31 protein-coding genes are annotated in these 25,828 nt (G+C 62.6%); 7 read left to right on the top strand and 24 right to left on the bottom strand.

All coding sequences use genetic code 11. The features are described from left to right. Position 1 precedes the first annotated feature (1 nt). Genes trbK-alt through trbB form a run of 6 tightly spaced genes read right to left on the bottom strand, consistent with a single transcriptional unit; the run spans position 2 to position 5,154 of the window. Complete coding sequence (trbK-alt, locus tag EN804_RS31665; protein WP_135867612.1) at positions 2–328, bottom strand: putative entry exclusion protein TrbK-alt; 327 nt, start codon at positions 326–328, stop codon at positions 2–4. A gap of 11 nt (positions 329–339) precedes the next feature. Next, the gene (gene trbJ, locus EN804_RS31660) at positions 340–1,098 is read right to left on the bottom strand and encodes a P-type conjugative transfer protein TrbJ (protein WP_135922051.1); all 759 of its coding nucleotides are present in this window, start codon (positions 1,096–1,098) and stop codon (positions 340–342) included. After that, positions 1,095–3,551, bottom strand: a complete 2,457-nt coding sequence (gene trbE, locus EN804_RS31655; RefSeq protein WP_135922050.1) for a conjugal transfer protein TrbE — start codon at positions 3,549–3,551, stop codon at positions 1,095–1,097. The genes trbJ and trbE overlap by 4 nt, the downstream gene beginning before the upstream one ends. A gap of 9 nt (positions 3,552–3,560) precedes the next feature. Beyond that, complete coding sequence (locus tag EN804_RS31650) at positions 3,561–3,842, bottom strand: VirB3 family type IV secretion system protein (RefSeq protein WP_127281203.1); 282 nt, start codon at positions 3,840–3,842, stop codon at positions 3,561–3,563. After that, complete coding sequence (locus EN804_RS31645; RefSeq protein WP_135867610.1) at positions 3,842–4,174, bottom strand: TrbC/VirB2 family protein; 333 nt, start codon at positions 4,172–4,174, stop codon at positions 3,842–3,844. Before EN804_RS31645 ends, EN804_RS31650 begins: the two co-directional genes overlap by 1 nt. Next, positions 4,171–5,154 (bottom strand): P-type conjugative transfer ATPase TrbB, encoded by a 984-nt coding sequence (trbB, locus tag EN804_RS31640; RefSeq protein WP_135867609.1) that lies wholly within the window; start codon positions 5,152–5,154, stop codon positions 4,171–4,173. The genes EN804_RS31645 and trbB overlap by 4 nt, the downstream gene beginning before the upstream one ends. 355 nt (positions 5,155–5,509) lie before the next feature. Here trbB and EN804_RS31635 point away from each other — a divergent pair, with 355 nt between their 5' ends. Beyond that, entirely contained in the window at positions 5,510–5,764 is a 255-nt protein-coding gene (locus EN804_RS31635) for a helix-turn-helix domain-containing protein (protein WP_127277171.1), read from the top strand. Continuing rightward, a complete protein-coding gene (locus EN804_RS31630; protein WP_135922049.1) occupies positions 5,764–7,074 on the top strand; it encodes a type II toxin-antitoxin system HipA family toxin in 1,311 nt (436 codons plus the stop codon). The genes EN804_RS31635 and EN804_RS31630 overlap by 1 nt, the downstream gene beginning before the upstream one ends. Before the next feature lie 93 nt (positions 7,075–7,167). Here EN804_RS31630 and EN804_RS31625 read toward each other — a convergent pair whose 3' ends face one another. The 12 genes from EN804_RS31625 to EN804_RS31570 form a co-directional block, all read right to left on the bottom strand. Continuing rightward, positions 7,168–7,608 carry a CopG family transcriptional regulator gene (locus EN804_RS31625; RefSeq protein WP_127277166.1) on the bottom strand — a complete coding sequence of 147 codons (441 nt, stop codon included), beginning with the start codon at positions 7,606–7,608 and terminating at the stop codon, positions 7,168–7,170. Between the two features lie 5 nt (positions 7,609–7,613). Next, the gene (locus EN804_RS31620) at positions 7,614–9,602 is read right to left on the bottom strand and encodes a conjugal transfer protein TraG (RefSeq protein WP_135922048.1); all 1,989 of its coding nucleotides are present in this window, start codon (positions 9,600–9,602) and stop codon (positions 7,614–7,616) included. Positions 9,603–9,622: 20 nt separating this feature from the next. Next, the gene (locus EN804_RS31615; protein ID WP_135922047.1) at positions 9,623–11,362 is read right to left on the bottom strand and encodes a VirD2 family relaxase/mobilization nuclease; all 1,740 of its coding nucleotides are present in this window, start codon (positions 11,360–11,362) and stop codon (positions 9,623–9,625) included. A 243-nt stretch (positions 11,363–11,605) separates the two neighbouring features. Then, positions 11,606–12,376: a lytic transglycosylase domain-containing protein gene (locus EN804_RS31610; protein ID WP_127277160.1), complete on the bottom strand. Its 771-nt coding sequence runs from the start codon at positions 12,374–12,376 to the stop codon at positions 11,606–11,608. Between the two features lie 3 nt (positions 12,377–12,379). Beyond that, positions 12,380–12,715, bottom strand: a complete 336-nt coding sequence (locus tag EN804_RS31605; RefSeq protein ID WP_127277158.1) for a DUF736 domain-containing protein — start codon at positions 12,713–12,715, stop codon at positions 12,380–12,382. A 69-nt stretch (positions 12,716–12,784) separates the two neighbouring features. Beyond that, positions 12,785–13,330, bottom strand: coding sequence for a S26 family signal peptidase (locus EN804_RS31600; RefSeq protein WP_127277156.1), 546 nt, complete (start codon positions 13,328–13,330; stop codon positions 12,785–12,787). Continuing rightward, entirely contained in the window at positions 13,327–13,797 is a 471-nt protein-coding gene (locus EN804_RS31595; RefSeq protein ID WP_245458500.1) for a DUF2840 domain-containing protein, read from the bottom strand. The genes EN804_RS31600 and EN804_RS31595 overlap by 4 nt, the downstream gene beginning before the upstream one ends. 146 nt (positions 13,798–13,943) lie before the next feature. Next, on the bottom strand, positions 13,944–14,225 hold the full coding sequence (locus EN804_RS31590; protein ID WP_127277152.1) for a helix-turn-helix domain-containing protein: 282 nt from the start codon (positions 14,223–14,225) through the stop codon (positions 13,944–13,946). Positions 14,226–14,349: 124 nt separating this feature from the next. Continuing rightward, entirely contained in the window at positions 14,350–14,841 is a 492-nt protein-coding gene (locus EN804_RS31585; RefSeq protein WP_348629805.1) for a DUF2285 domain-containing protein, read from the bottom strand. Further along, positions 14,744–15,115, bottom strand: coding sequence for a DUF6499 domain-containing protein (locus tag EN804_RS38285; RefSeq protein ID WP_245464304.1), 372 nt, complete (start codon positions 15,113–15,115; stop codon positions 14,744–14,746). The genes EN804_RS31585 and EN804_RS38285 overlap by 98 nt, the downstream gene beginning before the upstream one ends. Before the next feature lie 119 nt (positions 15,116–15,234). Next, positions 15,235–15,495, bottom strand: coding sequence for a DUF2285 domain-containing protein (locus tag EN804_RS31575; RefSeq protein WP_135922046.1), 261 nt, complete (start codon positions 15,493–15,495; stop codon positions 15,235–15,237). Between the two features lie 176 nt (positions 15,496–15,671). Further along, positions 15,672–15,998: a DUF736 domain-containing protein gene (locus EN804_RS31570; protein WP_127277146.1), complete on the bottom strand. Its 327-nt coding sequence runs from the start codon at positions 15,996–15,998 to the stop codon at positions 15,672–15,674. A gap of 530 nt (positions 15,999–16,528) precedes the next feature. On the opposite strand from EN804_RS31570, the gene EN804_RS31560 reads away from it, so the two are divergent. The 4 genes from EN804_RS31560 (at position 16,529) to EN804_RS31545 (ending at position 17,995) form a co-directional block, all read left to right on the top strand. Further along, the gene (locus EN804_RS31560) at positions 16,529–16,960 is read left to right on the top strand and encodes a hypothetical protein (protein ID WP_127277142.1); all 432 of its coding nucleotides are present in this window, start codon (positions 16,529–16,531) and stop codon (positions 16,958–16,960) included. Positions 16,961–17,047: 87 nt separating this feature from the next. Continuing rightward, positions 17,048–17,320, top strand: coding sequence for a hypothetical protein (locus tag EN804_RS31555; RefSeq protein WP_127277140.1), 273 nt, complete (start codon positions 17,048–17,050; stop codon positions 17,318–17,320). A 222-nt stretch (positions 17,321–17,542) separates the two neighbouring features. Next, positions 17,543–17,740 carry a hypothetical protein gene (locus EN804_RS31550; protein WP_135922044.1) on the top strand — a complete coding sequence of 66 codons (198 nt, stop codon included), beginning with the start codon at positions 17,543–17,545 and terminating at the stop codon, positions 17,738–17,740. Beyond that, on the top strand, positions 17,741–17,995 hold the full coding sequence (locus EN804_RS31545; RefSeq protein WP_127277136.1) for a hypothetical protein: 255 nt from the start codon (positions 17,741–17,743) through the stop codon (positions 17,993–17,995). 21 nt (positions 17,996–18,016) lie between these two features. Here EN804_RS31545 and EN804_RS31540 read toward each other — a convergent pair whose 3' ends face one another. The 3 genes from EN804_RS31540 to EN804_RS31535 all read right to left on the bottom strand — a co-directional run bounded on the left by EN804_RS31540 (position 18,017) and on the right by EN804_RS31535 (position 20,750). Then, entirely contained in the window at positions 18,017–18,598 is a 582-nt protein-coding gene (locus tag EN804_RS31540; RefSeq protein WP_135922043.1) for an SOS response-associated peptidase, read from the bottom strand. A gap of 709 nt (positions 18,599–19,307) precedes the next feature. After that, positions 19,308–19,475: a hypothetical protein gene (locus EN804_RS37435; RefSeq protein ID WP_181167519.1), complete on the bottom strand. Its 168-nt coding sequence runs from the start codon at positions 19,473–19,475 to the stop codon at positions 19,308–19,310. Positions 19,476–19,820: 345 nt separating this feature from the next. Further along, positions 19,821–20,750 (bottom strand): DUF2493 domain-containing protein, encoded by a 930-nt coding sequence (locus tag EN804_RS31535; protein WP_135922042.1) that lies wholly within the window; start codon positions 20,748–20,750, stop codon positions 19,821–19,823. Between EN804_RS31535 and EN804_RS31530 the strand changes: the two genes are divergently transcribed. Beyond that, a complete protein-coding gene (locus tag EN804_RS31530) occupies positions 20,749–20,958 on the top strand; it encodes a hypothetical protein (RefSeq protein ID WP_135867599.1) in 210 nt (69 codons plus the stop codon). The genes EN804_RS31535 and EN804_RS31530 overlap by 2 nt on opposite strands. Positions 20,959–21,099: 141 nt before the next feature. Here the strand turns inward: EN804_RS31530 and EN804_RS31525 are convergent, their stop codons facing one another. From EN804_RS31525 to EN804_RS31515, 3 genes are all read right to left on the bottom strand, one after another. Then, positions 21,100–22,152: a toprim domain-containing protein gene (locus tag EN804_RS31525; protein WP_245464389.1), complete on the bottom strand. Its 1,053-nt coding sequence runs from the start codon at positions 22,150–22,152 to the stop codon at positions 21,100–21,102. Between the two features lie 61 nt (positions 22,153–22,213). Further along, on the bottom strand, positions 22,214–24,310 hold the full coding sequence (locus tag EN804_RS31520; protein WP_127278662.1) for a ParB/RepB/Spo0J family partition protein: 2,097 nt from the start codon (positions 24,308–24,310) through the stop codon (positions 22,214–22,216). A 171-nt stretch (positions 24,311–24,481) separates the two neighbouring features. Next, positions 24,482–25,672, bottom strand: a complete 1,191-nt coding sequence (locus EN804_RS31515) for a DUF932 domain-containing protein (protein ID WP_135867596.1) — start codon at positions 25,670–25,672, stop codon at positions 24,482–24,484. Between the last annotated feature and the right edge of the window lie 156 nt (positions 25,673–25,828).

Raw genomic sequence — 25,828 nt, 5'->3', positions numbered from 1 at the left:
CTTATCGCGCCCCCTGCGACGCCGCATCTGGCAATTGCGGTGCGGCGGTCTCTGGCGTTGGACGCGCAAATGGCGACTTGAGACCGAGGAACCGGTCGCGCTGCTGCGCCCACAAGCGCAAGCAGCCGCCGTCGCGCAAAGCAGCCCCACCGAGGATCTGGCAGCGGCGAAGACCTTCGCGGAGCGGGTTTGGCGACAAAGTGGCCGGCGCCTCGGGAGCGGCCCTAACCGACTTTTCCTCCTTTCGGGCCAACTCGACCGCGGCCGCCGTGACGGCGATCGCGAGGAAGATGACAGCGGCGAGGCGAGCGAGTGACTTGCCATCCATGGCGGTGAGCCTCACTGGTTGAACATCGCGGCATTGCCGGCCTGGTACCCGGAGCCCGGGTTCAGGAACCGGCGGCGCTGCTCGCGCCCCTGTTCGGCGGCGGCGGCACGTTCAGCCTCGGTCATTGCCTGGGCGCGACCGTTCGCGGCGACAACCGCCGTGAGATCGGCAAGCTGCTGCGCCTGAAGCGCGAGAAGCTGGTTACCGGCTTGTGTCGCCTGCAGCGCGCCGGTGGCTGATTGGCTGGCGCCGACAAGCGCCGACATTTGCGTGCGATTGGTGTCGATGTTTCCAACGACGCCCGCTTGCACGCGCATGGCGTCCTGCAGGCCGCCAACCGTATTCTGCCAGCGCGAGCGCGCATCCGTGACGAGTTGCTGATCGGACGCGGATAGCGAGATGCTGCGGTATTGCTGCTGGAAGATCCTGTCGACCTGCTGGACATCGAAGGCGATGTTCTGCGCCTGGCCGAGCAGTTGCTGCGTCCGCTGCACCGATTGCTGCAACTGCTGCAGCGAGGAGAAAGGCAGGCTCGCGAGATTGCGGGCCTGGTTGATCAGCATCTGTGCTTCGTTCTGAAGTGAGGTGATCTGATTGGTCACCTGCTGAAGCGATCGCGCCGCCGTCAGGACATTCTGCGCATAATTCGACGGATCAAACACGATCAACGCGTATGCTGGCCTGACAGCTGCGGGCAACACCGCGAGCGGCGCGGTGAACATGGCCGCGGCCAGGGCAAGCGCGCGCGAGCGAAAGCGATGGGCATTCATGTTTGATGCTCCTGTTCGGGTTGGGAGGTGAATGTCGAAACGTTGGGAACGAGGTCAGCCGCCCAACTGGCGTTTCGCGCGCGCAGCCAGGCAGGGAGGAAGCCGGCGCGGCCATGTCCGGCGACGATGCTGGCGATCAGAGCCTGATCGGTCTTCGAGGATGCAGCGCAAAGCGCCAGGGCGATCTCGGACAGGCCGAGCTCAAAGAGGCGGTTGCCGCGTCGAGACTGGCAGTAGTAGTCGCGCTTCGGTGTGGCGCGCGCCAAAATCTCTATCTGGCGGTCGTTGAGGCCGAAGCGACGATAGATCGCGGTGATCTGTGGTTCGGTTGCGCGTTCGTTCGGCAACAGCAGCCGGGTTGGACAGCTCTCGATGATCGCTGGTGCGATGCCCGAATTGTGAATGTCGGACAGCGACTGCGTGGCAAAGACGACGCTGGCATTCTTCTTGCGCAGGGTCTTCAGCCATTCGCGCAATTGCCCGGCAAAACTCTCATCATCAAGGGCAAGCCAGCCCTCGTCGATAATGAGCAGCGTCGGTCGTCCATCGAGCCGGTCACCGATGCGATGGAACAGGTAGGAGAGAACCGCCGGTGCGGCTCCAGTCCCAACAAGACCCTCGATTTCGAACACCTGCACGGACGCCGTGCCAAGGTGCTCGGCCTCGGCATCAAGCAACCGCCCGTACGGGCCACCGATGCAGTAGGACCGGAGAGCCTGCTTCAGATCGTTGGCCTGCAGCAAGACGCTCAGGCCGGTGATGGTGCGCTCCTCCACCGGCGCCGAGGCGAGCGACGTCAGAGCGGCCCAGATATGCTCCTTGGCGTCCGGGTTGATCGGGATGCCTTCGCGCGCCAGGATTGCCACGACCCAGTCGGCGGCCCAGGCGCGCTCGTAAGTGTCATGTATGCGGGCGAGTGGCTGGAGCGAGACGGAGGTATCGGCGCCTTCGGTTAGGCTTCCGCCAAGATCGTGCCAGTCGCCTCCCATTGCCAGTGCGGCGGCGCGGATCGAGCCGCCGAAGTCGAAGGCAAAGACTTGACTGCGCGCGTAGCGGCGGAACTGCAGGGCCATCAGCGCGAGCAGCACGGACTTGCCAGCTCCGGTAGGCCCGACAACAAGCGTGTGGCCGACGTCGCCGACATGCAAGGACAACCGGAACGGGGTCGCGCCCTCGGTCTTGCCGTAAAGCAAGGGGGGACTACCGAGGTGCTCGTCCCGTTCCGGCCCCGCCCACACGGCAGAGAGGGGGATCATGTGGGCGAGATTGAGTGTCGAGATGGGTGGCTGGCGGACGTTGGCGTAGGCATGTCCGGGCAATGAACCGAGCCAGGCATCGACGGCATTGACGGTCTCGACCATCGCGGTGAAATCGCGTCCCTGGATGACCTTTTCGACAAGACGCAGTTTTTCATCGGCAAGACGCGGATCGGCATCCCAGACCGCGATGGTCGCGGTGACATAAGCCATGCCCGTCATATCCGCGCCGAGCTCCTGCAAAGCCATGTCGGCGTCGGCCGCCTTGTTGGCGGCGTCCGTGTCCATGAGCACGGACGCCTCGTTCGTCATGACCTCCTTCAGGATGGCCGCGACCGACTTACGCTTGGCGAACCATTGCCGACGGATCTTCGTCAGCAGCTTGGCAGCGTCGACCTTGTCGAGAAGGATCGCACGCGTCGACCAGCGGTAGCCAAATGCGAGCCGGTTGAGGTCATCGAGAAGGCCGGGCGTGGTTGCTGTTGGAAAGCCAACAATGGTGAGCACGCGAAGATGCTGATCCCCAAGACGCGGCGCCAGCCCACCGGTCAGCGGCTGATCGGCCAGCAGCGCATCGAGATAGATCGGCGTCTCGGGGACGCGCACACGATGGCGCTTCGTCGAGACAGCCGAATACAGGTAGGTCAGGGTCTCGCTATCGTCGAGCCACCGGCATTCCGGCATGAAACCGTCGAGCAGGGAAAGCACGCGATCCGTGCGGTCGACAAAGGCGCGCTGAATCTCATTGGGATCAACGCCCGACTGTTCGCGCCCCTCGTAAAGCCATGTCTCGGCGCGCGCGACATCCTCGACCGGCGGCAGATAGAGGAAGGTGAGGAAGTAGCTCGAGATGAAGTGAACGCCTTCCTCTTCGAACTCGGCCTTGCGCTCGGCGTCGACGAGGGCTGAGGCCGGGTCAGGAAACTGGCTTTCGGGATAGGTCGCCGCCTGATGCCGCTGCGCCTCGACGAAGATGCTCCATCCCGAGCCAAGGCGACGAAAGGCGTTGTTGATACGCGAGGCCACCGCGACCAACTCGGCCGCGACCGCGGAATCGAGATCGGGCCCGCGAAACGTTGCGGAGCGCTGAAAGCTTCCATCCTTGTTGAGCACCACGCCGGGCGCGACAAGCGCGGCCCAGGGCAGGTAGTCGGCAAGACGGTTGGCGGTGCGACGATATTCGGAAAGGTTCATCATGACAGGACCTCACACCGGCAGATGAGCGGGAAGGCGCAGATGCCTTCGACCCACTTCGAAAAAGAGCGGATCGCGCCTTGCGGCCCATACAGCGGTGAAGTGTCCAACTGCCCAGATGATGAGACCGACCAGCCAGAGGCGAAGGCCCAGGCCAACCGCGCCTGCCAGTGTGCCGTTCAGGATTGCGATCGAGCGGGGTGCGCCGCCGAGCAGAATATGCTCGGTCAGTGCCCTGTGAACGTGGACCGTAAACCCTGGCACAGCGCCGACCTGTTCGAAAGCGGCCGCCATCAGATCAGCGCCCCGCCGCCGAAGGAAAAAAACGACAGGAAGAAGCTGGATGCCGCAAAGGCGATCGACAGGCCAAAGACGATCTGGATCAGCCGCCTGAATCCACCCGAGGTGTCGCCGAAGGCAAGCGTTAGCCCCGTTACGATGATGATGATGACGGCAATGATCTTGGAGACCGGGCCCTCAATCGACTGAAGGATCTTCTCAAGCGGTTGCTCCCACGGCATCGACGAGCCGGCGGCATGAGCGACCTGGGCGAGCATGAGGGTGGTGGCAAGGGTCGTGGCGCCAGCGGCCAAGCGCCTGTAGCCACGCGAAAGGATGCGGATCATGAGCTGTCTCCTGGACTGTTCTGGTTGGTTTGGGAGGTGCGGTAGTCGCCGTCAGGCCCAAGCCCGTCGACGCGCATAAGTTCTGTCAGCCGCCGCGCGGGTCCGCGCCCGGACAGAACGGCGATGAGATCAATGGTTTCCGCGATGAGGGCGCGCGGGACAGTGACGACGGCTTCCTGGATGAGTTGCTCGAGACGGAGCAATGCCCCGATGCCCGAGCCGGCGTGGATGGTGCCAATGCCGCCAGGATGTCCGGTGCCCCAGGCCTTCAGGAGGTCGAGGGCCTCTGCGCCGCGCACTTCGCCGATGGGAATGCGGTCCGGCCGCAAACGCAGCGAGGAGCGAACCAGGTCCGCGAGCGTGGCGACACCATCCTTGGTCCGCATGGCGACCAGATTCTGCGCGGCGCACTGCAACTCGCGTGTGTCCTCGATGATGACGACGCGATCGGCTCCCTTCGCGACCTCGGCGAGCAGGGCATTGGTGAGGGTCGTCTTGCCGGTGGATGTGCCGCCGGCGACAAGGATGTTTGCGCGAGCACTGACGGCGCTGCGAAGCGCGTCGGCCTGCTCGGCGGTCATGATGTCTGCAGTGACGTAATCTTCGAGCGTAAAGACCGCGACGGCGGGTTTGCGTATTGCGAAGGCCGGCGCGGCAACGACCGGCGGAAGAAGCCCTTCGAAGCGTTCGCCGGTATCCGGCAACTCGGCCGAAACGCGCGGCGAGCGCGCATGCACCTCCGCGCCGACATGATGGGCGACAAGGCGGACGATGCGCTCGCCATCGGCGGCCGACAGCACCTCTCCCGTATCGGCAAGACCTTCGGAGAGCCGGTCCACCCAGATGCGGCCATCCGGGTTCAGCATCACTTCGACGATGACGGCATCGTCCAGTAACCGGGTGATGGCGGTTCCGAGCGCTGTCCGGAGCATACGCGAGGTGCGCGCGCGTCCTTCCATATTGTGATGCGATGCCGCCATCGGTGTCCCCGGTTTTTCGGCAGGGACAACTCAGACGCCCCTGTCGGGGATGATTAAAAGAGCCGGATTCTGGATCGCTTCAACAAGTATGTTGAGCCGTAGTGGCGTGGCGTACAAATACAGGAGAACGGCGGCGCCGCTGGCGCCTGGCTTCGATGCGAGGACGCTCCGCGATCGATGCGCGAACTCGGAAGGCTGTTGGACCTGGCTTAACTGTGAACATCGTTGCCGGGCGTTCATACGCGATTGCGTATATCATTTTTTTATACGTGACCGCGTATATTCTAAAAATATACGTGACCGCGTATATTGACCGAATATACGCGAGCCCGTATGCTAACGCCTGGAGGCCGCCATGACCGATCAGATCGCCCGCAACGAAAAACAACTCGCAGCCATCCTGCGTCGTGCCCGCAAGCAGGCCGGCCTCACGCAAGGGGCGCTTGGCGATCAGATCCACTTGCGCCAGGGCACGGTATCGCGCCTTGAAGCCGGAGAGCCGGCTGTGCAGCTTCGTACAGTGATGGCGGCACTCTCCGCCCTCGGCCTTGAGCTCGTCATTCGCACGCGCAGCAAAGGCAGCTCCGCTGACGTCGAGGACCTGTTCTGATGGCGCGGCGATCGGCCCACACGCCACTGAATGTCTTGCTGAACGGGCGCCTGGTGGGCGTTTTGCGCAGAGCATCCACGGGCGCGATAGACTTCCAATACGCCCGCGAATGGCTGGACTGGCGCGGCACCTTCCCGGTCTCACTCTCGCTTCCTTTGCGGGAAGATCGCTATATCGGCGCGCCTGTGATCAACGTTTTCGACAACCTGCTTCCCGACAATGACGCCATCCGCAAGCGTGTTGCCGAACGCGTCGGCGCTGATGGCACGGACGCCTACAGCATGCTCGCCGCGGTCGGGCATGATTGCGTCGGCGCGCTACAGTTCCTGCCTGACGGCATCGATCCCGGCATTCCAGGCAGCATCAACGGCAAGCCAGTCTCCAACGAGGACATCGCCGGGATAATTAAAAACCTTGCCACTGCTCCTCTCGGTCTCGGCGAGGACGAGGATTTCCGCATCTCGATTGCGGGCGCCCAGGAAAAAACCGCGCTGCTGCGCAAGGATGGGGGCTGGTTCAAGCCGATCGGAACGGCTGCGACCACCCATATTCTGAAACCACAGATCGGCCAGTTGCCGAACGGTATCGACCTCTCCCATAGTGTTGAGAACGAGTATCTGTGCCTCAAGCTGCTCCAGGCCTTCGGCGTTCCCGCCGCTCAGGCAGAGATCGCTGATTTCGGGGGGCGCCCCACCCTGATCGTCGAGCGTTTCGACCGGCTGTGGGCTCGCGATGGCCGCCTTTTGCGCCTGCCGCAAGAGGACATCTGTCAGGCGCTGTCGGTGCCGCCCACACGCAAGTATCAATCCGAAGGCGGCCCCGGCATCCCTGAGATTGTCGCGCTTTTGAGGGGCAGTGACACGCCCGAGGAAGACATCACCGTCTTCATGCGCGCCAGCGTTTTGTTCTGGCTGATTGGCGCTACCGATGGCCACGCCAAGAATTTCAGTATCTTTCTGAGCCCTGGCGGGCGGTTCCGTATGACGCCCCTCTATGACGTACTGACGGCACAGCCCAGCTTTGATGCCGGACAGATCCCTCGAAGAAAATTCAAGTTGGCGATGTCGGTCGGCACGAGCCGGCATTATTCGGTCCATGAGATCATGCCCCGCCACTTCATGCAGACCGCCGACATTGCCGGCGTGGGTACACCTGTCATACGCGGAATTTTCGAGGACATTGCTGGAAACGTGGAGAAGCAGGCCGAGATCGTGATCTCCTCATTGCAGCCTGGCTTTCCCGAGCAGGTTGTCGAGTCAGTCAGATTGGCTATAGGCAAGCGCGCAAGTCTTCTCGCCGACGCAAATTGACCATGGTCTGCTGATCATCATCGTCATCGGCCCGCATCGCTATCGTCGCACTGCCAATCATCGCCATCACCATGGCGAAGATCGCCATCGGCCTTATCGTATTCCGCCCTCGTCGATCGGATTGATATCCTCCGAAATTTCCTGCCGTAGCTTCGGCCCCTTCGCCAGCCGCCGGCCCAGGGCGGTGACGAAGGCTTCGTAGCGTTCAGCCGCCTTGGCACGCGCCGCCTGTGCCGCTGGCTCCGGCAAGGCCGGTGTGGTCGCCAACCAGAAGCGGACGAACACGGCCAAGGTCTCAACCGCGATGCCTATATCGCGCTCCTGCCTGGCCAGACGCCGATCGACCTGATCCAGGCGCTTGGCGATCGCGGCCTCGCGACGCTCATCCGCATCGGGCGAGAGGAACGAAGCGATCGCGGCTTCGGCTATCATGGACTGGGATTGATCGCGTCGCGCCGCATAGTCCTGAAGCATCGTCATGACGGGCGGATCGAGATAGACGGAGATCTGCACTTTCTTCTTGCGGCCGGTCATGGCGGCTACAACTCCATGCCATCGTCGGGGTCCAGGGAAACCTGCCGCGCCACACCCTCTACAAGGCGGGCAAGGCGTCGATTGCCGACAGCGTCATCGTCGCCATCATCGATCTCGATCTCGATCTCGAACTCGTTCTCGATCGAGGCCGTCTTCTCGACTGGCGGCGCGCGATTGAGTTCGGGTTGTTGGCGCTGCTCTGATCCAGTCGGATCTTCATCGTCCTGTGGCGGCGAGCCTGGGGGAGCGGCGGCCTCGTGGCCGGCCAGGACCGGCAGCAGGCTCCAATCATCAAGTTGCCCCCCTTCTTGACGGACCAGTTCAGGTGGCGGCAGGACGCGCTCCTGGAAGCGAACATCCTCATAGTAGCGCGCCTTCTTCGCCCGGATCGGCGGCACACCCGCTACCATCACGATCTCGTCGCTTGGTGGAAGCTGCATGACCTCGCCAGGGGTGAGCAACTGACGAGCTGTCTCTTGCCGCGACACCATGAGATGTCCGAGCCAGGGCGACAGCCGGTGGCCGGCATAGTTCTTCATTGCCCGCATCTCGGTTGCCGTACCGAGCGCGTCGGACACACGTTTGGCAGTCCTTTCATCGTTTGAGGCAAAGCTCACGCGCACATGACAATTGTCGAGCATCGAATTGTTTGGCCCGTAAGCCTTTTCGATCTGGTTCAGCGACTGCGCGATCAGGAAGCTCTTTAGCCGATAGCCAGCCATGAAGGCCAAGGCGGACTCGAAGAAGTCGAGACGGCCGAGCGCTGGAAACTCATCCAGCATAAGCAGCAATCGGTGGCGGCTGGTCTTTGTGTGCAGGTCCTCGGTTAGCCGACGCCCGATCTGATTGAGGATAAGGCGAATGAGTGGTTTGGTCCGATTGATGTCGGACGGTGGCACGACCAGGTAGAGCGTCGCCGGCCGTTTGCCGCCGACGATGTCGGCGATCCGCCAGTCGCAGCGCCGCGTCACCTCGGCGACGACGGGATCGCGATAGAGGCCGAGGAAGGACATTGCGGTGGACAGCACGCCCGAGCGTTCGTTGTCGGATTTGTTGAGCAGTTCGCGCGCAGCACTGGCGATGACCGGGTGCGGGCCGGTTTCGCTGAGATGCGCGGTTTTCATCATTGCTGAAAGCGTCGACTCGATCGGCCGCCTTGGATCGGAGAGGAAGGCGGCAACGCCGGCCAGCGTCTTGTCCTTCTCGGCATAGAGGACGTGGAGGATCGCACCCACCAGCAGCGCGTGACTGGTCTTTTCCCAGTGATTGCGCTTTTCCAGGCTTCCTTCCGGGTCGACGAGAATGTCGGCGATGTTCTGGACGTCGCGAACCTCCCATTCGCCGCGACGGACTTCCAGCAGTGGATTGTACGCCGACGATCTTGAATTGGTCGGATCAAAGAGCAGCACGCGACCATGCAGAGCGCGAAAGCCGGCGGTGAGCTGCCAGTTCTCACCCTTGATGTCGTGGACGATCGCCGAGCCTGGCCAGGTTAGCAGCGAAGGCACCACCAGGCCGACCCCCTTGCCAGACCGGGTCGGAGCGAAGCACAGCACATGCTCGGGCCCGTCATGGCGCAGGTAGTGGCGATCGTGGCGCCCGAGCACGACACCTTCGGCGCCGAGCAACCCGGCAGCCTCCACCTCCCTCCTTTCGGCCCATCGCGCCGACCCATAGGTCTGGACGTTCTTGGCTTCGCGTGCACGCCACACAGACATGCCGATCGCAACAATGATCGACAGGAAGCCGCCGGACACCGCGATCAATCCGCCTTCCACGAAGATGTCCGGGGCGTAGGCGTCGTAAAAATACCACCACCAGAATAGCGCTGGCGGATAGTAGACGGGCAAGCCGGCGAGCTCAAACCAAGGCGGGCCTAACTGCGCCTGGAAGCCAAGGCGCCATGCCGTCCATTGCGTCGCCATCCAGATCGTCACCAGGACGATCAGGAAGATACTGAGTATCTGGCCCCAGAGTATCTTCGTCGCGGACATGGAGGTCCTCTCTCGTGTTGTCAGAGACCGAGCCCGCGTTTGCGAGCAAAGCTCCAGTCAATGCCGCCGTCACTGCGGGCGACACCGGAGACATGCCGGCCAAGATGGTTTTCGAGCGAGGGTGACCAAGGCACCAGCTGGAAGCCGAGGCCGTCGTCGAGCATGGCAAAGCGACCAGAGGCGAGCGCGAAGCGCTGGCGGTATATTCCGGCGACATGGTCGCCGCTGGCGGCACGGTTGAAGGGCCGCCCAGCCTCGGCCGCGAGCCTCTCACCAACCCGTTCGAGTTCGCGGCGCCGTAGCGTCTCGATCAGGTTGCTGGTGAAAACAACCCGCCCACCTATACGCTGCGCAAGGCCTTCGCTGATCAGATGATCGGCCCGCTGTTCCATAGCTTGACGAACCTCGGCACCGAAGCCACCGATGCTCAAGGCGGCAGGCGCGCGCGCGATGGCCTGCCGGTCGAGCCAGGTCGCTCCCGCTGCCGTGATCTGCTCATGCACACCAAGATCGGAGCGAACGGCGAGCGCGACACGACGCCGGCCGCCCGCATCTTCGAAGCGGCGCAATTCGACGACCGACCCTGGCGGGCCGTCGCCAGTTGCCTCGAGACCGCCCAGTCTGATGTGATGCGTGCGTCCGTCGACAGCGTCGACTACGGCATAGGCAGTGCCGGTCAGTTCGTCGTCGAGACCGCGATCAAGCAACCGCCCGACAATGGGCGTATCGAGGCTTTCGGCGGCCAAGACATAACTGCTCGAACCGCGCTCGATCCCTTGTTCGGTCAACGCGCGATGCATTCGCTTTATGATGTCGCCACGCTCGCCGAGCTCCCGCAGGGTAGGCTCGGCCCTATCGTCGATCACCCATTGGCCTGGAGCAACCTGATCGGCAAGACCGAGGGCTTCGAGCTTGCGCAGGCGACCGACCTTATGCACGTGATACTCGTCGGGCCGCCTATGGGCACTTGCGGCAAGATCGATGACGCCGGTGCGCGACATGTCACGGACCAGCTGACGGTCAAGCTGGGTCCAGCGTTCTGCTTCGATCTGCCGCTGCAGATTGCGGCGGACGTCGAGATCGGCGCGGGGCCCGAGTTCCTGGGTAACAAGATCGGCGGCTCGGGCTCGCATCCCTTCCTTGATGTAGTCGCGTGAGATGACGAGATCCTGCCCGTCATCTGTGCGTCCACGCAGGATGACGTGGATATGGGGGTTGTCGGTGTTCCAGTGGTCCGCCGCGACCCAATCGAGCTTCGTGCCGATATCTTTCTCCATCTGCCCCATGAGGTCGCGCGTGAAGGATCTGAGATCCGACATCTCCGGAGCGTCCTCTGGCGAGACGATGAAGCGGAAATGGTGTCGATCGCTCCCGCAGCGCTCGGCGAACACCTTGACGTCCGCATCGTCCGTTCCCGGGCCGAACATGCGGGCCTTTTGCCCTTCACGGGTGACACCCTCACGTTGCAGGTAGGAGAGGTGTGCGGTCAGCGGCACAGCACCCGCGGAGTGACGAACGACACGGGTTTTGATGACAGTGACGCGAGATCGGCTGGTCAGCAGGCGGTTGGCCCGGATGTTGGCGACCTGGCCCCGGCCGAAGCGCGATCGGTTACCGGGGCTGATTTGACCGGTGCGGGAGATGCTTCCGCCGGCTTTTTTCGCCGCCGCCAGTGCCTGTGCGATGAACGGCCGCAAAGCCTGATCGCGGTTGGAACGAATGCGCCCGGGTCGAAGGCGAAGCTCGTGCTCATCGGCCATGTTCCTATCCCGCAACGTGGAAAAGAAGATGCCGATACAATGTCTTGGGCGTGCGACGCACATTGCGCGGAATTGCTGCAATGTGCGCATGGCGCCTGAAAATCCTCAAAAACCAACCGACCGGCCGGCACACAATGTGCGGGCTTTTATCTAGCCATCCCTCGGTCGTGTTGCCTGCATCTCCCCCCTCCGTACGCCATGGCCCGCTGGAGCACGAAATGGTGCGAAGCGCGTTGATGACGCTCATGGAGCGGACCTTTCCCTCACTTGCGGTGCGAACAGACCGGTCGATGGCGGCGTAGCGTCGGCCAATCCTTCCGTCGGCATGGCCTTTGAAGGATCATCGCGGAAACGCCTCAACTGCATCGAACCATCCTCCGGCTTGCTTATTGCCTGCGCGGCGAAGAGCGAAGCGTACCTCCAGCCGTGCTGTGCTGGGGATGCCGGACTGAGAGCTTTCGGTGCACCGTCGTTGAGTATGGCGGATGCGACGACGGCGACGTAAGCGCTGGTCTCCCGAGGCAGCCGCCTGCCCTGCAGCGACGCCTCGTAGCGTCCCGGGCCGGCATTATAGGCAGCAATCCAGCCGGGCGATCCGTAGCGATCAACCAGCTCGCGGATATAGGCCGAGCCCGCGATGATATTGTCGTGCGGATCATAGGGATCGGGGCCAAGTCGATAACGCGCGCGCAGGTCGGACCAGGTATCGGGCACAATCTGCATCAGACCCATGGCACCCTTGCGCGATGTGGCCGGTTGTTCGCCGGCGCTCTCGGCGCCAAGGACGGCGCGGATCCAGCCCGGCGGAAGGCGGAAGCGGCGCGCCGCCTCCGCTATGTGGGTGTCGTAGAGACCGCGCGCCGTCGGCGTGCCTAATGGGCACTGCGCCGGTGCAGTCGCGGGAACGACGCATGTGAAGCAGAGCCCGGCAAGTACAAACACAGCTGAACGTCGTGTAGCGCGAGGCAACGCGGGCGTTCCCAACTGGCTCGTCGGCCGGCGGCGCGCCAACATCGCCTAGTCCTTCTCCACGCGGTCACGCAGACGCGACCACTGCAAAGACCAGGACTTTTTGTCGGCGCCGTTTTGGAACAGATAGGCGCGGATCGGCTGCGCGAAAGTCGGGTCGTCTATCTGCAGTGATACGAACTCTCCCGCCTTTTCGCTGGAGTGTTTCCAACCGGCGCCGATCGCGATGCAGTCTTCGCCGCCAGCTTGCACAAGGTAGTCGGGCGCATTGTCTGTCTCGTTCGCTTCGGCCGCGACGATCGCAATCTCGAGGTTGAGACTGAGCGTGCGGATTCGTCCCGAATACCCGGTCTGATGGCTTATGAACTCACCGATCTGTGGCATTTCCTGTCTCCTGTCTTTGATGTCTGCGGTGACGATCAGACGGCACGGAGGACGCCGCCGGTGGCGCGCTCACCGCGCTGTCGCACGCCATTGGAAGTGGCCGCCGCCCTGCTCGTCCGTCCACAGCGGAACGGCGCGGCCGATGATGTGATCTGTGGTAAGGAAGCCGAAGTAGCGTCCGTCGAAGCTGTCGCGGACGTGGCTGTTCATCAGGAAAACGGCGCCGGCGGGAATGCGCCGGCAGCCCTGCCAATCCGGCAGGTCGCGACCGTTGCGATCGTGTTTGAGCGCGGTACCGACGTCAGTGCCACTAACTGAAATGACCAGCTCTTTGCGGCACACGGTTTGGCCTGAAACCGCAAGGATGTGCTTGATGAGCGGCACGCGCTTTGGCAGATAGCCGCGGTCGGCAAGCAATGTTGCGAGCGGTTCGGGCGGCTCGACGGCAACGAGATCGTTCGCCGAAAACGGCACGCCGCCGTCGATCAGGTACAGGCCAATTGGCGTGCTGGCTGAAGCATTCCAGATGAACCTCGGCGACACCTCGGTGAACGCGGGACAGAGCATGGCCGTGATCGCCAGTGCCGTCGCGAGGACGATCGCGTGCCGCGTCATGGCTGGACCCGCCGCCGGAGCAAGTGGGCGCGGTGAATATCCAACGTATAGGCGCGTGGCTCCTGTCCCGCCGTCAATCGGTTGTGGACATGCCGCCAATGATCAGCCGAGACCGCTTCCGGATCGATGCCGAGTTGCTCGATCCGGTCGATCATCTGCAACACCCGCTCCACCTTGGGCCAGCCGTCAGACCTGAGCAGGATGTCGCCGCCGGGTCGCACGAAAGGCAGCGTCTGGTGTGCTTCGCCCTCAGCGACAACGCGCACGATATCGACGCGGGAAATGATCGTGCCGAAGTCGTTCGCGGCCCAGCGAACGAAGGCAAAGACAGTGCGTGGGCGAAACGAGACAACGCGCCGGTGGCGGTCGAGAATCTTCTCCTGGGCGACCGAACCGAAGCGGATCCAGTACTCGATCTTCTTTTCGACCCACGTCAATTCGACGTGGGTCAAGCCGTCATCGCCCATCGCGCCGATCACCGATCGGCCTGAACGGAAGTCAACGACAGTGCCCATTGCTTGTCTCCTGATTTCGCGGGGAAGCAACCGCGGTGATGGAGTTACTGAAGTGATGCCGGCGCGGTGGACCCGCTGCGCCTTCGCGCGGGGTCAGTTCAACGCCCATACCGTCCGGCCGGCGTTGGAGCCGCTGCTGGATGGCGCTTGGCCGGAAGGACTGAGCCGCGCGGGTCCGAAGTCGAGGTAACGGCGCCACGCTCTGCCCAAGCCTGGAGATCGTCCACGGCGTAGACGACACGGCCGCCGAGTTTGCGATAGCCAGGACCAGTGCCGTAGGTACGGTGTTTCTCGAGCGTGCGGGACGACAGGCTGAGGAACTCGGCAGCTTCCTTGGTGCGTAGAAAGCGCGGCGGCAAAACGGCTAGATCTGGTCGCATGTATCGAGCCTCCCAGGGGGTTTTGAGAACCGCTGATGCTCAGCGGCGGGCAGCGACCACTGTGGCGGAAATGGCTTCGCAGGGGATGAGGAAGATGGGGGGGTGCAATATTGCCACCCCGGAGCTAGGAGCGCTTCCGATGGCGCAGCAATTGCAGATAGCCGCCGGCGATCATCGCTGTTCCGCCCTTGGCGAGACCGATGACGGTGTTGCGAAGCGACGAGGTTTTCCAGGGATTGGAGACCACACGCCCCGCCCCATAGAAAGCGGTCGCGATTTCACGATAGCTGGCGCCGTTCGTGCGACCGTCGGCGGCCCGCATCATCAAGCGCAGGCGGCGCCTCTGCTGAACAGTCATTCGGGTATCGGGCGGCACGGGCCGACTGTTATGGCCGCGCCAGAAACGGACCAGAGCCTCGACCCGGCCTAAGGTCTCGGAATCCAGCGGTATCAAGGCCGCGCGGGAACAACTCGCGGCGCTACCCGGAAAGAGAAGGAGTTGCGTTGCGATCCCGCTGTCATGGATAGCGTGCGACCCCTGCGGACTGTCGTGGCGAGCACTGATCCCGGCGAGCGCCGTGGGAGGGTCGGATGACAGGAAATCGGGGGACGGCACGAGGGCCAGCACCGCGGGGTCGGCAAGAGGCGACCACAGAACGTCCTGCATCAACGCGGACAGGTCGGGACGGGCGGCGAAATCGCAACCCCCAACGTTTCTGCGCTTCCGTCGGAAAAGGTTGCGTCTCCGCTCCCGAACGGGCGAGCGCGGCGTAGAGGCGCTGATATGAATTCCAACGGCGCAGGCATTCCCAGGCCAATCCTTCGACTGGTAAGCTGTCGAAGAAGTCGTAGCTGGTGTTATCCCGCCAACGTGACGTATCCGGCTTCATCGTGCGTTCTCATCAGGCTGCAAGTGCGCCCGAATCGATTCCGGGTGATTGCGATTGGCGGAAGACCACGGATGGGCATCGGGTGATGCTTCTTCGGCATCACCGGGCGACAATGTTCGCTAGGTGTCGGTCTTGCGCAGGAGCTGACGGTAGCCAGTTCGTGTCATCCAGCGCGCCCGCGCCAGATGGCTGTCATGAACCTGTCGGGCCCGCCGCGGCTCCTCTTTCGGATCGATCCCGAAGAGGATCTTGGCTACCTCCCGCCAATCGGCGCCGTCGGCGTCGGCGTCAAACAAGCGCATGTAGAGCTTGATGTGGCGGCGATCATAGTCGGTGAGTTCTTCCCCCGTTGGCGCGGTGTCGTCAAAGGGCTCAATCATATTGTGTTCCCCACGGCGAGGCGAAAAAACAACTCTTACAGATGTCACGGTGGCCACGGAGGCCGCTTTGCGAGCATCACACGATGCTATCTCGGCATCGCCGCCTTGGGCCTCAGCAGCTTTCGTCAGGTGAGGTTCCGCCCGGATGGTCCGGGCGGAACTTCTGATCGGCGTCCCTATTCTGCGTTGCGGCGGCTCGGGCGGGACCAGATCAGGCTGTAGCCCTCACCGTCCTCGTCATTGAAGAGGTTGGCGAAGATCGGGGCGGTGAAGCTTGGATCGTCGAGCTTGAGCCCCAGATAGTCGCGGCCTTCGTTGGACTGCTTGGACCAGGCGGCGCCGATATCGGCGCGGCCGACAAAGACGCGGTGGCTGGGGGCGTTTTCGCCGTTGGCGCGGGTTTCGGGGACGATGCGGACGCCGCGGGCCTGGACGCTGAGGGTGACGATTTCTCCAGTGAACTCGTTGTTGCCGGACTTCTTGAAGGTGCCGATGGTAGCCATGGTAGTTCTCCTTGATCCTGTCTGCTTCGAGCCGCACCATTGCGGTCTCGATGGTGGTCGCAAGGCGGAAGGCGATCGCCGGCGCACCAGGGCCGAAGCGAAGCGGAGGACGGTACGGAAGCGACTTTGTTGTTGCGCGAGGAATGACGGCGCAGCCGGCAGGGGAAGAAAGTCGCGACGTGCCGTTGCGTCACAGGCGACCGAGGCGAAGCCGTTCTTCGGACCAGAAACACCAGTCGAAGAGACCGCTATCGGTGTGCTCGCCGCGACAGGACTTTATCCAGGAGAGTTGGCGGTCCTGGGCACCTACCCTATCCGGCCACAGACGTCACAGGTGGTCGAGGTCGTTTTGCCACGGCTTGAGCTTGTGCAGCACCAAACCTGTTCAACATGGCAAAGTCACGGGAGCGATTGATTTCGGCGACCTCCCAGACGTCGCGGGGCGGTCGCGGCTCTAACGACTATGCTAACTGGTGCCCGGCTTAGACATGCCGCTCGACGCCAACGCTCGTCTGCACTGAAACCGAGGCTTGGAGTTGATTGCCATCGCCCGAAAAACCGCGGCGAAATTGGAATGCCTCGCACGATGTTGCAGATGTGAGCACTCAAATCTAACGTTCTCACGCGAGTGCCTATTCATCTCGCCAGACCACGCGGCGCACGAATTTGATTCCAACCAAGCGCCGAAAGCGAACTTTGACCGCCTCCTCACCGACGAGGTGGAGCAATTCTGCGTCAATGCTTTCGCTCATGCGGCACTTCTGGCATGTCATCTTCCCTCGCAGCGCTTCGACCGGCACGTTGCCATAGATCTCTCTCAGCTCGGCGGGCTTGAAGTACCGCTTGATATTGCAGTGCCGACAGCGAATAAGCACAACCTGACCGGCGTTGTGAGCATGCATGAGGGTCCACGGCGCGCCTTTGTGCCATCGTTCGGGTTGCTCGGGCATATCGGGAAATGAGGAACATATTCCTCGCCAGTCAAGGGGCTCTTGACTCTTTGTTCTCATTTTGTTCACTGTTGGCCAAATAGGCACAGGAGGGGAGCTATGAAGCTCCGCTTGGAAATAAAAGGCGCCTCGCCGGCAGAACAGCAGCGCGGCATCAGCGCTGCGGACGCTTTTTTTGTCGCGACGGGAATTTCTGCCCAGCGGGCTGCCGATGGTATGTTTGCGCTGGAGGGTTGGGATGACGCCAGTTCCTGGAAAGCAGCGAGCCAACACCGCGGACGAGGACCGCGCAGCGAGCGTTTGGATGCAAACAAAGCCGAAATCGCCGCGTGCTGTGCCGACTGGCCAGCCGACGCCGTGCCGGAAAACTAGCTTTCCTTGAATTGGTAGATTGATGAGGGACGAACCAATCAGGCTTGCCGAAGGCGTGACGGTAGCGCCGCGGGATCGCGGGCATATCGAAAACCATGTTTGTGAGCACGCCGGCCAGGCAATGGCGCACCATTCGGGTTCGCCCGGCCGCGACAAACATCGCACTGGTTCTGCCTGGCCCACCGCGGCGATGGCGACCGGTACCTTTGAAGGAGAAAGACCATGCTAGATAAACCGCCGTACATGCCGACAGGCATTGGGATGGGCATATTGGTCGACGATGAAGCCAAGGTCGGTGTTCTGATATTTCATACGGCGCAAGGTACGTTCGACTTCGCCATCAATCTCCAGGCGGTGGACGTCCTAACCAAAGCGCTCAACAAGATCGAAATGCATCTCCATTCGGACAAGGCGCACTGAATGTCCGACCCCTCCCAGAAGAAGCCAAAGCTCATCGTTGTCGTCGCGTTCGACCGCGCCGAGGACGGAGAATTATTCACGGCCTATGGCCCGACTGACCAGCAGAGCGAGGATCGCGCTGTGAGAACGGCCAAGGCGCTAGCATGGCAACATGTAGGAGTCATCGCATGGAGCCGCGATGCAGACCCGGCGCTTGGCGATTATGGTCCACCTACGACACTATTCGTGAGCGGCGATGTTCCAGACATGGAGTAGACGCCACCACCGGACCGAGCATCACGAGCTTTCTGGACGCACGGTTTCCGCCGAGAGCGATCCCGCCGGAAGCGGCCGCAAAAGCTCCGCCTCCGGCTTCGTCAAATTAATCCAGGCCGCCCAATTCTCAGGCCGAAGCACCACGACCTGGCGATTGTGGTAAGGCGCGATATCCGGTCCGGGGTCGGTCGTCAGCATCGTGAACGTGGGCGGCTTATTGCGCCACAGCCCGGCAATGGCCATGAATCGCGAGCCGTTGAGCGTGAACCTATGCTTCGCCTTCGGATATTTCGTGCCAGTGAATTCGAAGAACGCTGACGCCGGAATCAGGCAGCGTTTGCTATTGCCGAATTGCCGCCCTTCAGAACGGAAATTGAACACAGGCCCGCCCTTTGGACCGCTCGGCGGAAATCCGAACGTCATCGAGGCCAATTCCATAGTGTCGCCTGCGGCGCGCACTACGGGTGCGGGATCATTGATGCGGATATCATCCGCCTGTGGCAAATCGAGGTCGGATTGACGTGTCGAGATTTTAAGCGCCAACGACGCCATCATCCGGCAATATTCAGCCCAAGCGACGTGTTGTTCATAATCATTGCACATGAAAGGCTCCGGACTGACGATCCTCACTCTAGGGCAAGCAGACCCGGGGTGAAAAGTGCCGGCACTCAACCGAAGGCGGCCCGTTCAACCAGGACGTCTGCGTCCCTCCCGGCGCTCTGGCCGTTAGCCCTGCGGCCAGTCGAATTCTACCCGGTGGGCTGTCGAGGCTCGCCGCCGCTGTCCTAGACTTCGTCTGTGCGAACTGCACCGGCCCTTCCGAGCAGTCGGTTCCTCGACAAGGTTGGCCGACCGACCGCTCACTTGACACTCTGCCTCGTCGTTGTCCTCTTCCTCACCTGCCCTCGCCCTTCCGGCGCGCGCAAGCTGCCAGCGTCCTCTTTTCAAACCAAACAAGGGCGTACAAAGCGGAAGGATCGAAATGCCCGCCAGTGGGACCGAGCCATTTCGGTGCTGGAGAAAGTTCGTGGCCCTGAGACCGGTTCAAAAGGGCGGCCGTAGGAGCATCAGTATAGCGCCGCCGCCAGGCGGGATGCGGGACCGACAGCCCCCGGCGAAGGGCGCCATATCGAGACTTATGTCACCCTGGCGAACTCTAACATCGTTCTTTGCGGTTGGCGGTGAGCCGCCATGGAGCGAGGCGGCATTGCTGCGAACAGCGATCCTGCAATATCAAAGTTGTTGAAAATATCGGCAGGCTGGACATGAGCAGAGAGCCGCAACCGCCACATTCCTAGCAAGTGGCATGGCTTCATCCCGCGTACGGGTCGATTTCACGGACGATCTCCGAGTCATCACCGTCGTATTCGGCAACTGGCATGACCGCGAGCGTGCCGTCGCCGGCGCGGAAGATGACGATGCTGACCATGAGGCTGGTGGCAAGGCTGAAGGCAAAGGCGTTGGCTTGTGCGAGAGACATCTTCCGGCTCCTGTTAGGAGGCGGGGATCGCTCCCCGCGTGACAGGCGCCCCATGTGTCCGGCCGAAGGCCGCAATCACCGTGGAGGCGAAGTCGAAACGGCGGCACGCTTTGCGTAGTCCGACCCTTTACGGGTTGATGGCATCAGGCCCTCGGCCCGGAGCAAGGAATCGCGCCATGAACGAGGAAAGCGATCCCCACTTCCAAACAGGAGCCGGCGAGACGAAATCCAAGCTCACGACCTTGCATTCGGGGCAGCCATACCGGGAAGGACCATCGCCGGACGTTGTCTAGGGCGACCGGTCGGAAAGGGACCGCTCCTTTGCCGTTGGCAGGAGGCGACGCCTCATGAGGCGCCCAATTTCATGACCGGGATGCCGAGCCCGCGCGCCTTGTCGACGAGGTTGTCCTGGATGCCCGTGCCTGGAAAATGGACGACACCGATTGGCATCGTGTCGAGGATGGCGTCATTGCGTCTGAAGGGGGCGGCCTTGGCGTGCCTTGTCCAGTCGGGTTTGAAGGCGATTTGTGGCACCTTGCGATTGTATGCCCATTTGGATGCGATCAACTCCGCACCGCGGGGCGATCCGCCATGGAGCAGAACCATATCCGGATGTTTGGCATGCACCTGGTCGAGTTTCGTCCAGATGAGGCGGTGGTCATTGAAATCGAGCCCGCCAGTAAGGGCGACCTTCGGGCCGGGAGGCAAGAGTGCCTGGCTGTCTGCGTGCTTCTTCGCGGCAAGAAAGTCACGACTGTCGATCATTGCCGCGGTGAGGTTCCGATGATTGACCCTGGAGCCCGAACGAGGCCGCCATATCGAAAGGGTATGGCGCTCGAAGTGTTCGGCGGCCTGGTCGCGCATCAGTTCAAATGCGCTACGGCGTTCGAGCAGCGTCTGACCTTGCGCGATCAGCCTTTCGAGTTCGACGGACTTGACCTCGGATCCATCTTGTTCCCGTTGCAGGCGCTGCTGAGCGAGTTCGTTGTCGTCGAGCTCGCGTTCGATCCGATGCGTTGCGCGGTGGAACAGGTTGACCGCGCCCCACAGGAGTTCCTCAAGGTCGGGTTCAAGCCGTGTGTCGGCCAGCGCTACCACCAGGGCGTCGAAGATGTCGGATATGCTGGCCGCGATAGCGTGGCCTTCGGGAAGCGGGCGTGGATCGGGTTCGTCGTCGAAGGGACGGTGACCGTAGAGCTGGAGTTCCTGGAGGACGTGGTCAGTCGGAGATGACGTATGCGATGGTTTGAAGGCGGTGTCATCGTGGTCGTCCATGGTGGTTTTCCTTCTCCGTAACGGCCGCGCCATCGCGGCCTTCATGGCGACGAAGGCGGCGGGCGGCCTGGACTTGCACCCGCAGCGCCAGCGCAGGGCCGCAACGGCAGTGGAGGATGGCGACAGCCTGGTTATTTTGTTTCGCGATGGAAAGGCCCGCTTCCTCACGCGGCTACCGCGTGGGGTGGAACGGGCCGCCGGAAAATAGCCGGAGCGCAGCCATTGTCAGTCCGGGCCGGTCGCGGCCCGATCGCCCTCTGGAAGGCCTTGGGGCGGTTTTTTGCGGGGAGGATCACCATGCACACATGGATCGCCCGACAGCGACCTGCCCGTCTCCTCCTCTTTCCGGTCACCCCGTCAGGGCCATGAAGCGGGCGACATCATGGGGGGCGATTTGAGGGCGCAAGATCGCTCTTAGGGCATCGAGACCAAGCAGCCGCAGGTCCTCGTTGAAGTCACCAAGTCGCGGCGTCAGCACCTTCGCCTCGATCCCCGCCGAGTTGGCGCGTATGACAAGGGTCGCCACGGCCCCATCTCCCGCCGGATCTTTGTCGCGGGCGATATAAAGTCGCCGCAGGGCGCAGGGGAACTGTATTGCTGACAGATGAGCCGCCGATAAGGCTGCGATCGCCGGCATTGTCGGCAGCGCCGAGCGTTGCGAGAGCATTGTCTCGATGCCTTCACCGGCCACCACCACATCGCAGCCGACACCGAAGCGGACCGCGTGCCCAAGTAGTTCGCCCATGGCCCGCCTGGGAGTATCTACCGGAGCGCGGCCGAGATGGGCCTCGCTGAAACCCTGGGGATCGAGCCAGGTACGGTGTGCGCCAGTAAGCTTGCCAGTGAGGTCGGTGACGGCTGCAATCATCGCCGGCCAGGTCTCGGTCGGGCCGTTATCGTCGGGACGGTAATAACAATGCGGATGAAACCGCAGACATCCGGTCTTGTGCAGAGCTGTTATGCCGCGTGCACGCAAATACGTCTCCACGAGCGTCCTAGAAATCGGTTGCGACATGGAAATCAGTCGCCGCGCGGCCTCCGCGGAACCGGAAGGTGCGAGGGTCTTGGTCCACATCGGTGCTGTCGGCTGCTGTTCGGAACGCGGCAAGCTTAGGAAGGTGCGGGCTTCCGCAGCGACATCGCGAAAGTCGATCAGACCGCAGCTCTCCCGGATAACATCCAGCAAGTCGCCGTGCTCTCCCGTGGCAGCGTCGGTCCATTTGCCGGCCGGGCCTTTGGGAGAGTCGTTCAGCCGCACGTACATCGAACGCCCTGGCGTGTTTTGGGCGTCGCCGATCTGCCAATAGTTGCCCTGGCGTCGGCCGTTTGAGAGATAGTGGCGACATACCGCCTCTGCCTGCTGCCCGAGACGGCGCGCAAGATCATGCTGGTTTTGCGGCACGGTGCGCCTCCAAGGGAAAGGCCCGCCGTCGCCGGCGGGCCAGATGAGGAATTTCCGCCGCTCATTCAGCCGCGATCGTGTGAAGTGCTTTGTCGGCTTCGTCATTTTGGGCGAAGCGGTCGGCTTCGCCCATGGACGTTTCGCCGTCGTTCTCCGCCGTCGGTTCGACCACGGGTTCCGACGCTTGCGTTTCCTCGACTTCTGCTTCCCGGTGCCCCGGCGTGCGCAGCGGTTCGGGGAGCCAGCCGGCGTCGGCGATCAGCATTTCCGCCTCACTTGCCATGTCGCCCTTCTTCAGATGCATCAACCGGTCAGCAGCCTGCTGTCCTTTCGCTTCGGTGACCGCCTGGAGAATGCGGGCCTTCGTGACGCGGCCTAGGAAGTTGTCCACAGCCGGCCGCCAGCCGGCCGCCGCCATGTCGAGCTCGACGGCCTGCGCCAGCCGGTCGGCATGGGCGAGCGCACGTGGCCGCCGGTTCCACGCTTCATGCACGGCGTTCACCGACAGACTGACGATGTGAGCGAACAGCGCGGTCTGGCGATCGCGATCCCAGTCCCGAAGCGCGTCCCACAGGTCCGCCGCTTCCTTCGGCAAAGCCTTGGCCCAGTCGTCGTGTCGGACGCGGATCGCCTGACCACAGATGCTGTCGTTCAACCCTTGAGCTTGGGCGCCGAAGCTAATGCTCTTCAGATCCAGTTCCAGGCAGCTTTCTGATCCGTATTGGTAGAAGATCTTCAGCGCGAGCGCGTGCAACGCTGCGAGGAAGGCGATGTCAGGCCGTTCGCCTAGCGCCTGGCGCAAGCCAAGCGTGCGATGTGCCGTCAGCTCCGTCATGAGCCGGTCCGAGATAGGCGAAAGCCCTTCATTATCTTCGGGCTCGGCCAGCGGCTCGCTATCCATCCTGACGCCGTCGTCATCATGAATCGCCCCAGCCGTGAGATGCTCGTTTCCGCCTTCGGCCGTCTGTGTATCGACCGGTAGTTCGTCTTCAGAACGCACATGGCCGCGCTCGACGCGCAGACATCCGTCAGGAGCGATGCTGATAAAGGCGCCGGCGCGGGCAATATCGGCTGGGTCGAAGGCGATTGGTCGGGCCTCGAAGGATTCGAGGCCAGTCTCCAATTCAGCGAGACGTTGATCGATCTCGTCCGGAAGGTCCTCCACGCTGTCATATTGCTCGGACAGACGATCGAACTCCGCCTGCAAGGCCTCGCGCGTCGTCACCTCCTCGGCCGAAAGCGGCATCGGCTCGCCGCGAAGTTGGCGGAGCCCGAAGGTGTGGCCGTAGGCGAAGTCGGGCGCGACCTCGATCCACTTCCAGCCTTCGACGAGAACCGCCTCCGCCTCACGTTCCAGCTTTTCCGCGACCAGCCGATCTACCAGCAGGACGTCCTGCAGCCAGCCGCCATCATCCCCCTGGAACAGGTCGCGCATAACTATGCCTCCGGCATCGCCGTACGCTTCGATGCCGATGAACTGCACCCGCTTGTCTGACGTACGCACCGCGCCCTCGGTCAGCATACGGCGGATGGCATAGGGCTGCTTGTCATAGGAAGCCTTCATGCGCTCGAACACCTGCTGCTGGCGTTCGTGGTCGCCGGAGACGGTGAACGCCATGAGTTGATCGAGTGTCAGGCCGTCCTCCGCGTAGGTTTCAAGCAGCGACGGCGACACCGAGGCCAGCTTCAAGCGCTGCTTGACGACACTGACCGAGACGAAGAAGGCAGCAGCGATTTCCTCCTCCGACTGGCCCTTCTCTCGCAGGGCGAGAAAGGCGCGGAACTGATCGAGGGGGTGCAAGGGTGCTCGCTGGACGTTTTCCGCCAGAGAGTCCTCTTCGGCAATGCCTTCCTCGCGCACGACGCAGGGGACCGGCGCTGTCTTGGCGAGCCGCTTTTGCCTCACTAGCAGCTCCAATGCACGATAACGCCGGCCGCCGGCCGGAATCTCGAACATGCCGGTTTCGACACCGGCTTCGTCTTTGACCGGTCGCACGCTGAGGCCTTGCAGCAGTCCACGGCGGACAATGTCCTCGGCGAGTTCCTCGATCGATATGCCAGCCTTCACGCGCCGGACATTCGCCTGGCTGAGCAAGAGCTTGTTGAAAGGAATGTCGCGCGAGGGCGACAGGGTGATCTTTTTGGCATTGGTAGCCATCAGGATGTACTCCGCGACGGGCGGCCCAAAGCCACTCTCTCGGCCTCCAACCCGTCACGAAGCGCAGCGCCGCCCTCTGACTCTTGAGGCGGCGCCGCGGAACGACGAAGAAGTAGAAGGACGCGAAGCAACGAAGCTGGAGACTGCGTTCGCATCTCCGGCACCCGAAACTCACGCCGCTCGGTCGAGCAGTTTCTTCGCCCGCGCCTCCAGATCGAGCCGAGCATCCTGATGAGCCTTGTCGCGCGCTACCGCCGTGATGCCCTGCACGAAGTCGAACACGCTTTCAGGCTTACGCCCCTCCTCGGCCAGCACCGTCTCAATGATCTTCGCCGCCTCGGCTTTGGAGAAGCCGCGCTTGCGCAGGAAGTCGCAGCGGTCCTCATCGGTGCGGGCGACGATCCGCTCCCGCGCCGCCTTGATGCCGTTGACGAAGGGCACTGACGAGGAGTTGGCGAAGCGTGCCAGCGCCGGTGCGGCCTCGTGCGCGAAACGCGATGCAGCGTATTTCGAATGGCGGATGGTAATCTCCTCGAAACCTTCAACACCCCAGAGATTGCGGTTCTGGCAGACGGCGCGGAGGTAGAAGCTCGCTATGCCGAGCGTCTTGGCGCCGACCTCCGAGTTCCAACAGTAGAAGCCGCGGAAATAGAGATCGGGCGAGCCATCCGGGAGCCGCCCAGCCTCGATCGGGTTGAGGTCGTCGACCAGAAAAAGGAAGACGTCGCGGTCGGAGGCATAGAGCGTCGTAGTGTCCTTCGTGACGTCGACGTGAGGATGGTAGACGCCGGTGGACCATTCAAGTACGCCGGGCACTTTCCACCGGGTGTCGCCGGTGCCGTTGCCGGCGATACGCTGCACGGCGGCGACGAGTTCATGGTCGAAGATGCGGCCGTAGTCCGGGCCGGTGAGCGCGCGCAGCTCGATGCGACCATCCTCGGTCTCGAGCGTCTTCACCTGCTCGGCGCGGTGGGACGCCAGGCCGTACTGCAAATTAATCCCGGCGAGCGGTGCTGGAAGCTGGCGCAGATAGGCCGTCGGGGCGCCAACGAGGCTCGCGAGTTGGCCAAAGCTCCAATGGGTCGGGATAATGGGCGTGTCCTTGCCTGGCAGCACCAGCGATAGGCGTTCGGCATCGTCTCGGCTTGCCTCCACCCGAATAGCCGCGCTGTCCACCGTCCTCGTCCGGCTGCGCTCGGTCCGGATCTGCACCGCGGCAAATAGCTCCGACAAAGACAGGTAGCGCTCATCGGCCGGCCGCGAAAACCATTCCGAGGATACGCGGCCAATCCGCTCGCCGCGGCTCACATCCACCTTATATCCGCCCGAACGATCCCGGGTGGCGTCCAAAACTTGTGTCATGGGTCGTCTCCATGACGGGCGCCGGGAGCCACTCTCCCAGCTATCAGCCCGTCACGGAAGCTCATCCAAACTCTCACTCTCTTGTCTCAGGATGTCGGGCCGCAATATTCGCGCTCCTTCGAGAGTCCCTTGTCGCCGACCCAACTTTTTTGCTGC

It is taken from the genome of Mesorhizobium sp. M8A.F.Ca.ET.161.01.1.1 (genome assembly GCF_004792105.1).
Taxonomy (GTDB): domain Bacteria; phylum Pseudomonadota; class Alphaproteobacteria; order Rhizobiales; family Rhizobiaceae; genus Mesorhizobium.
Note: the sequence above shows the minus strand (reverse complement) of the source record. Positions and strands in the feature narration are given on the sequence as shown.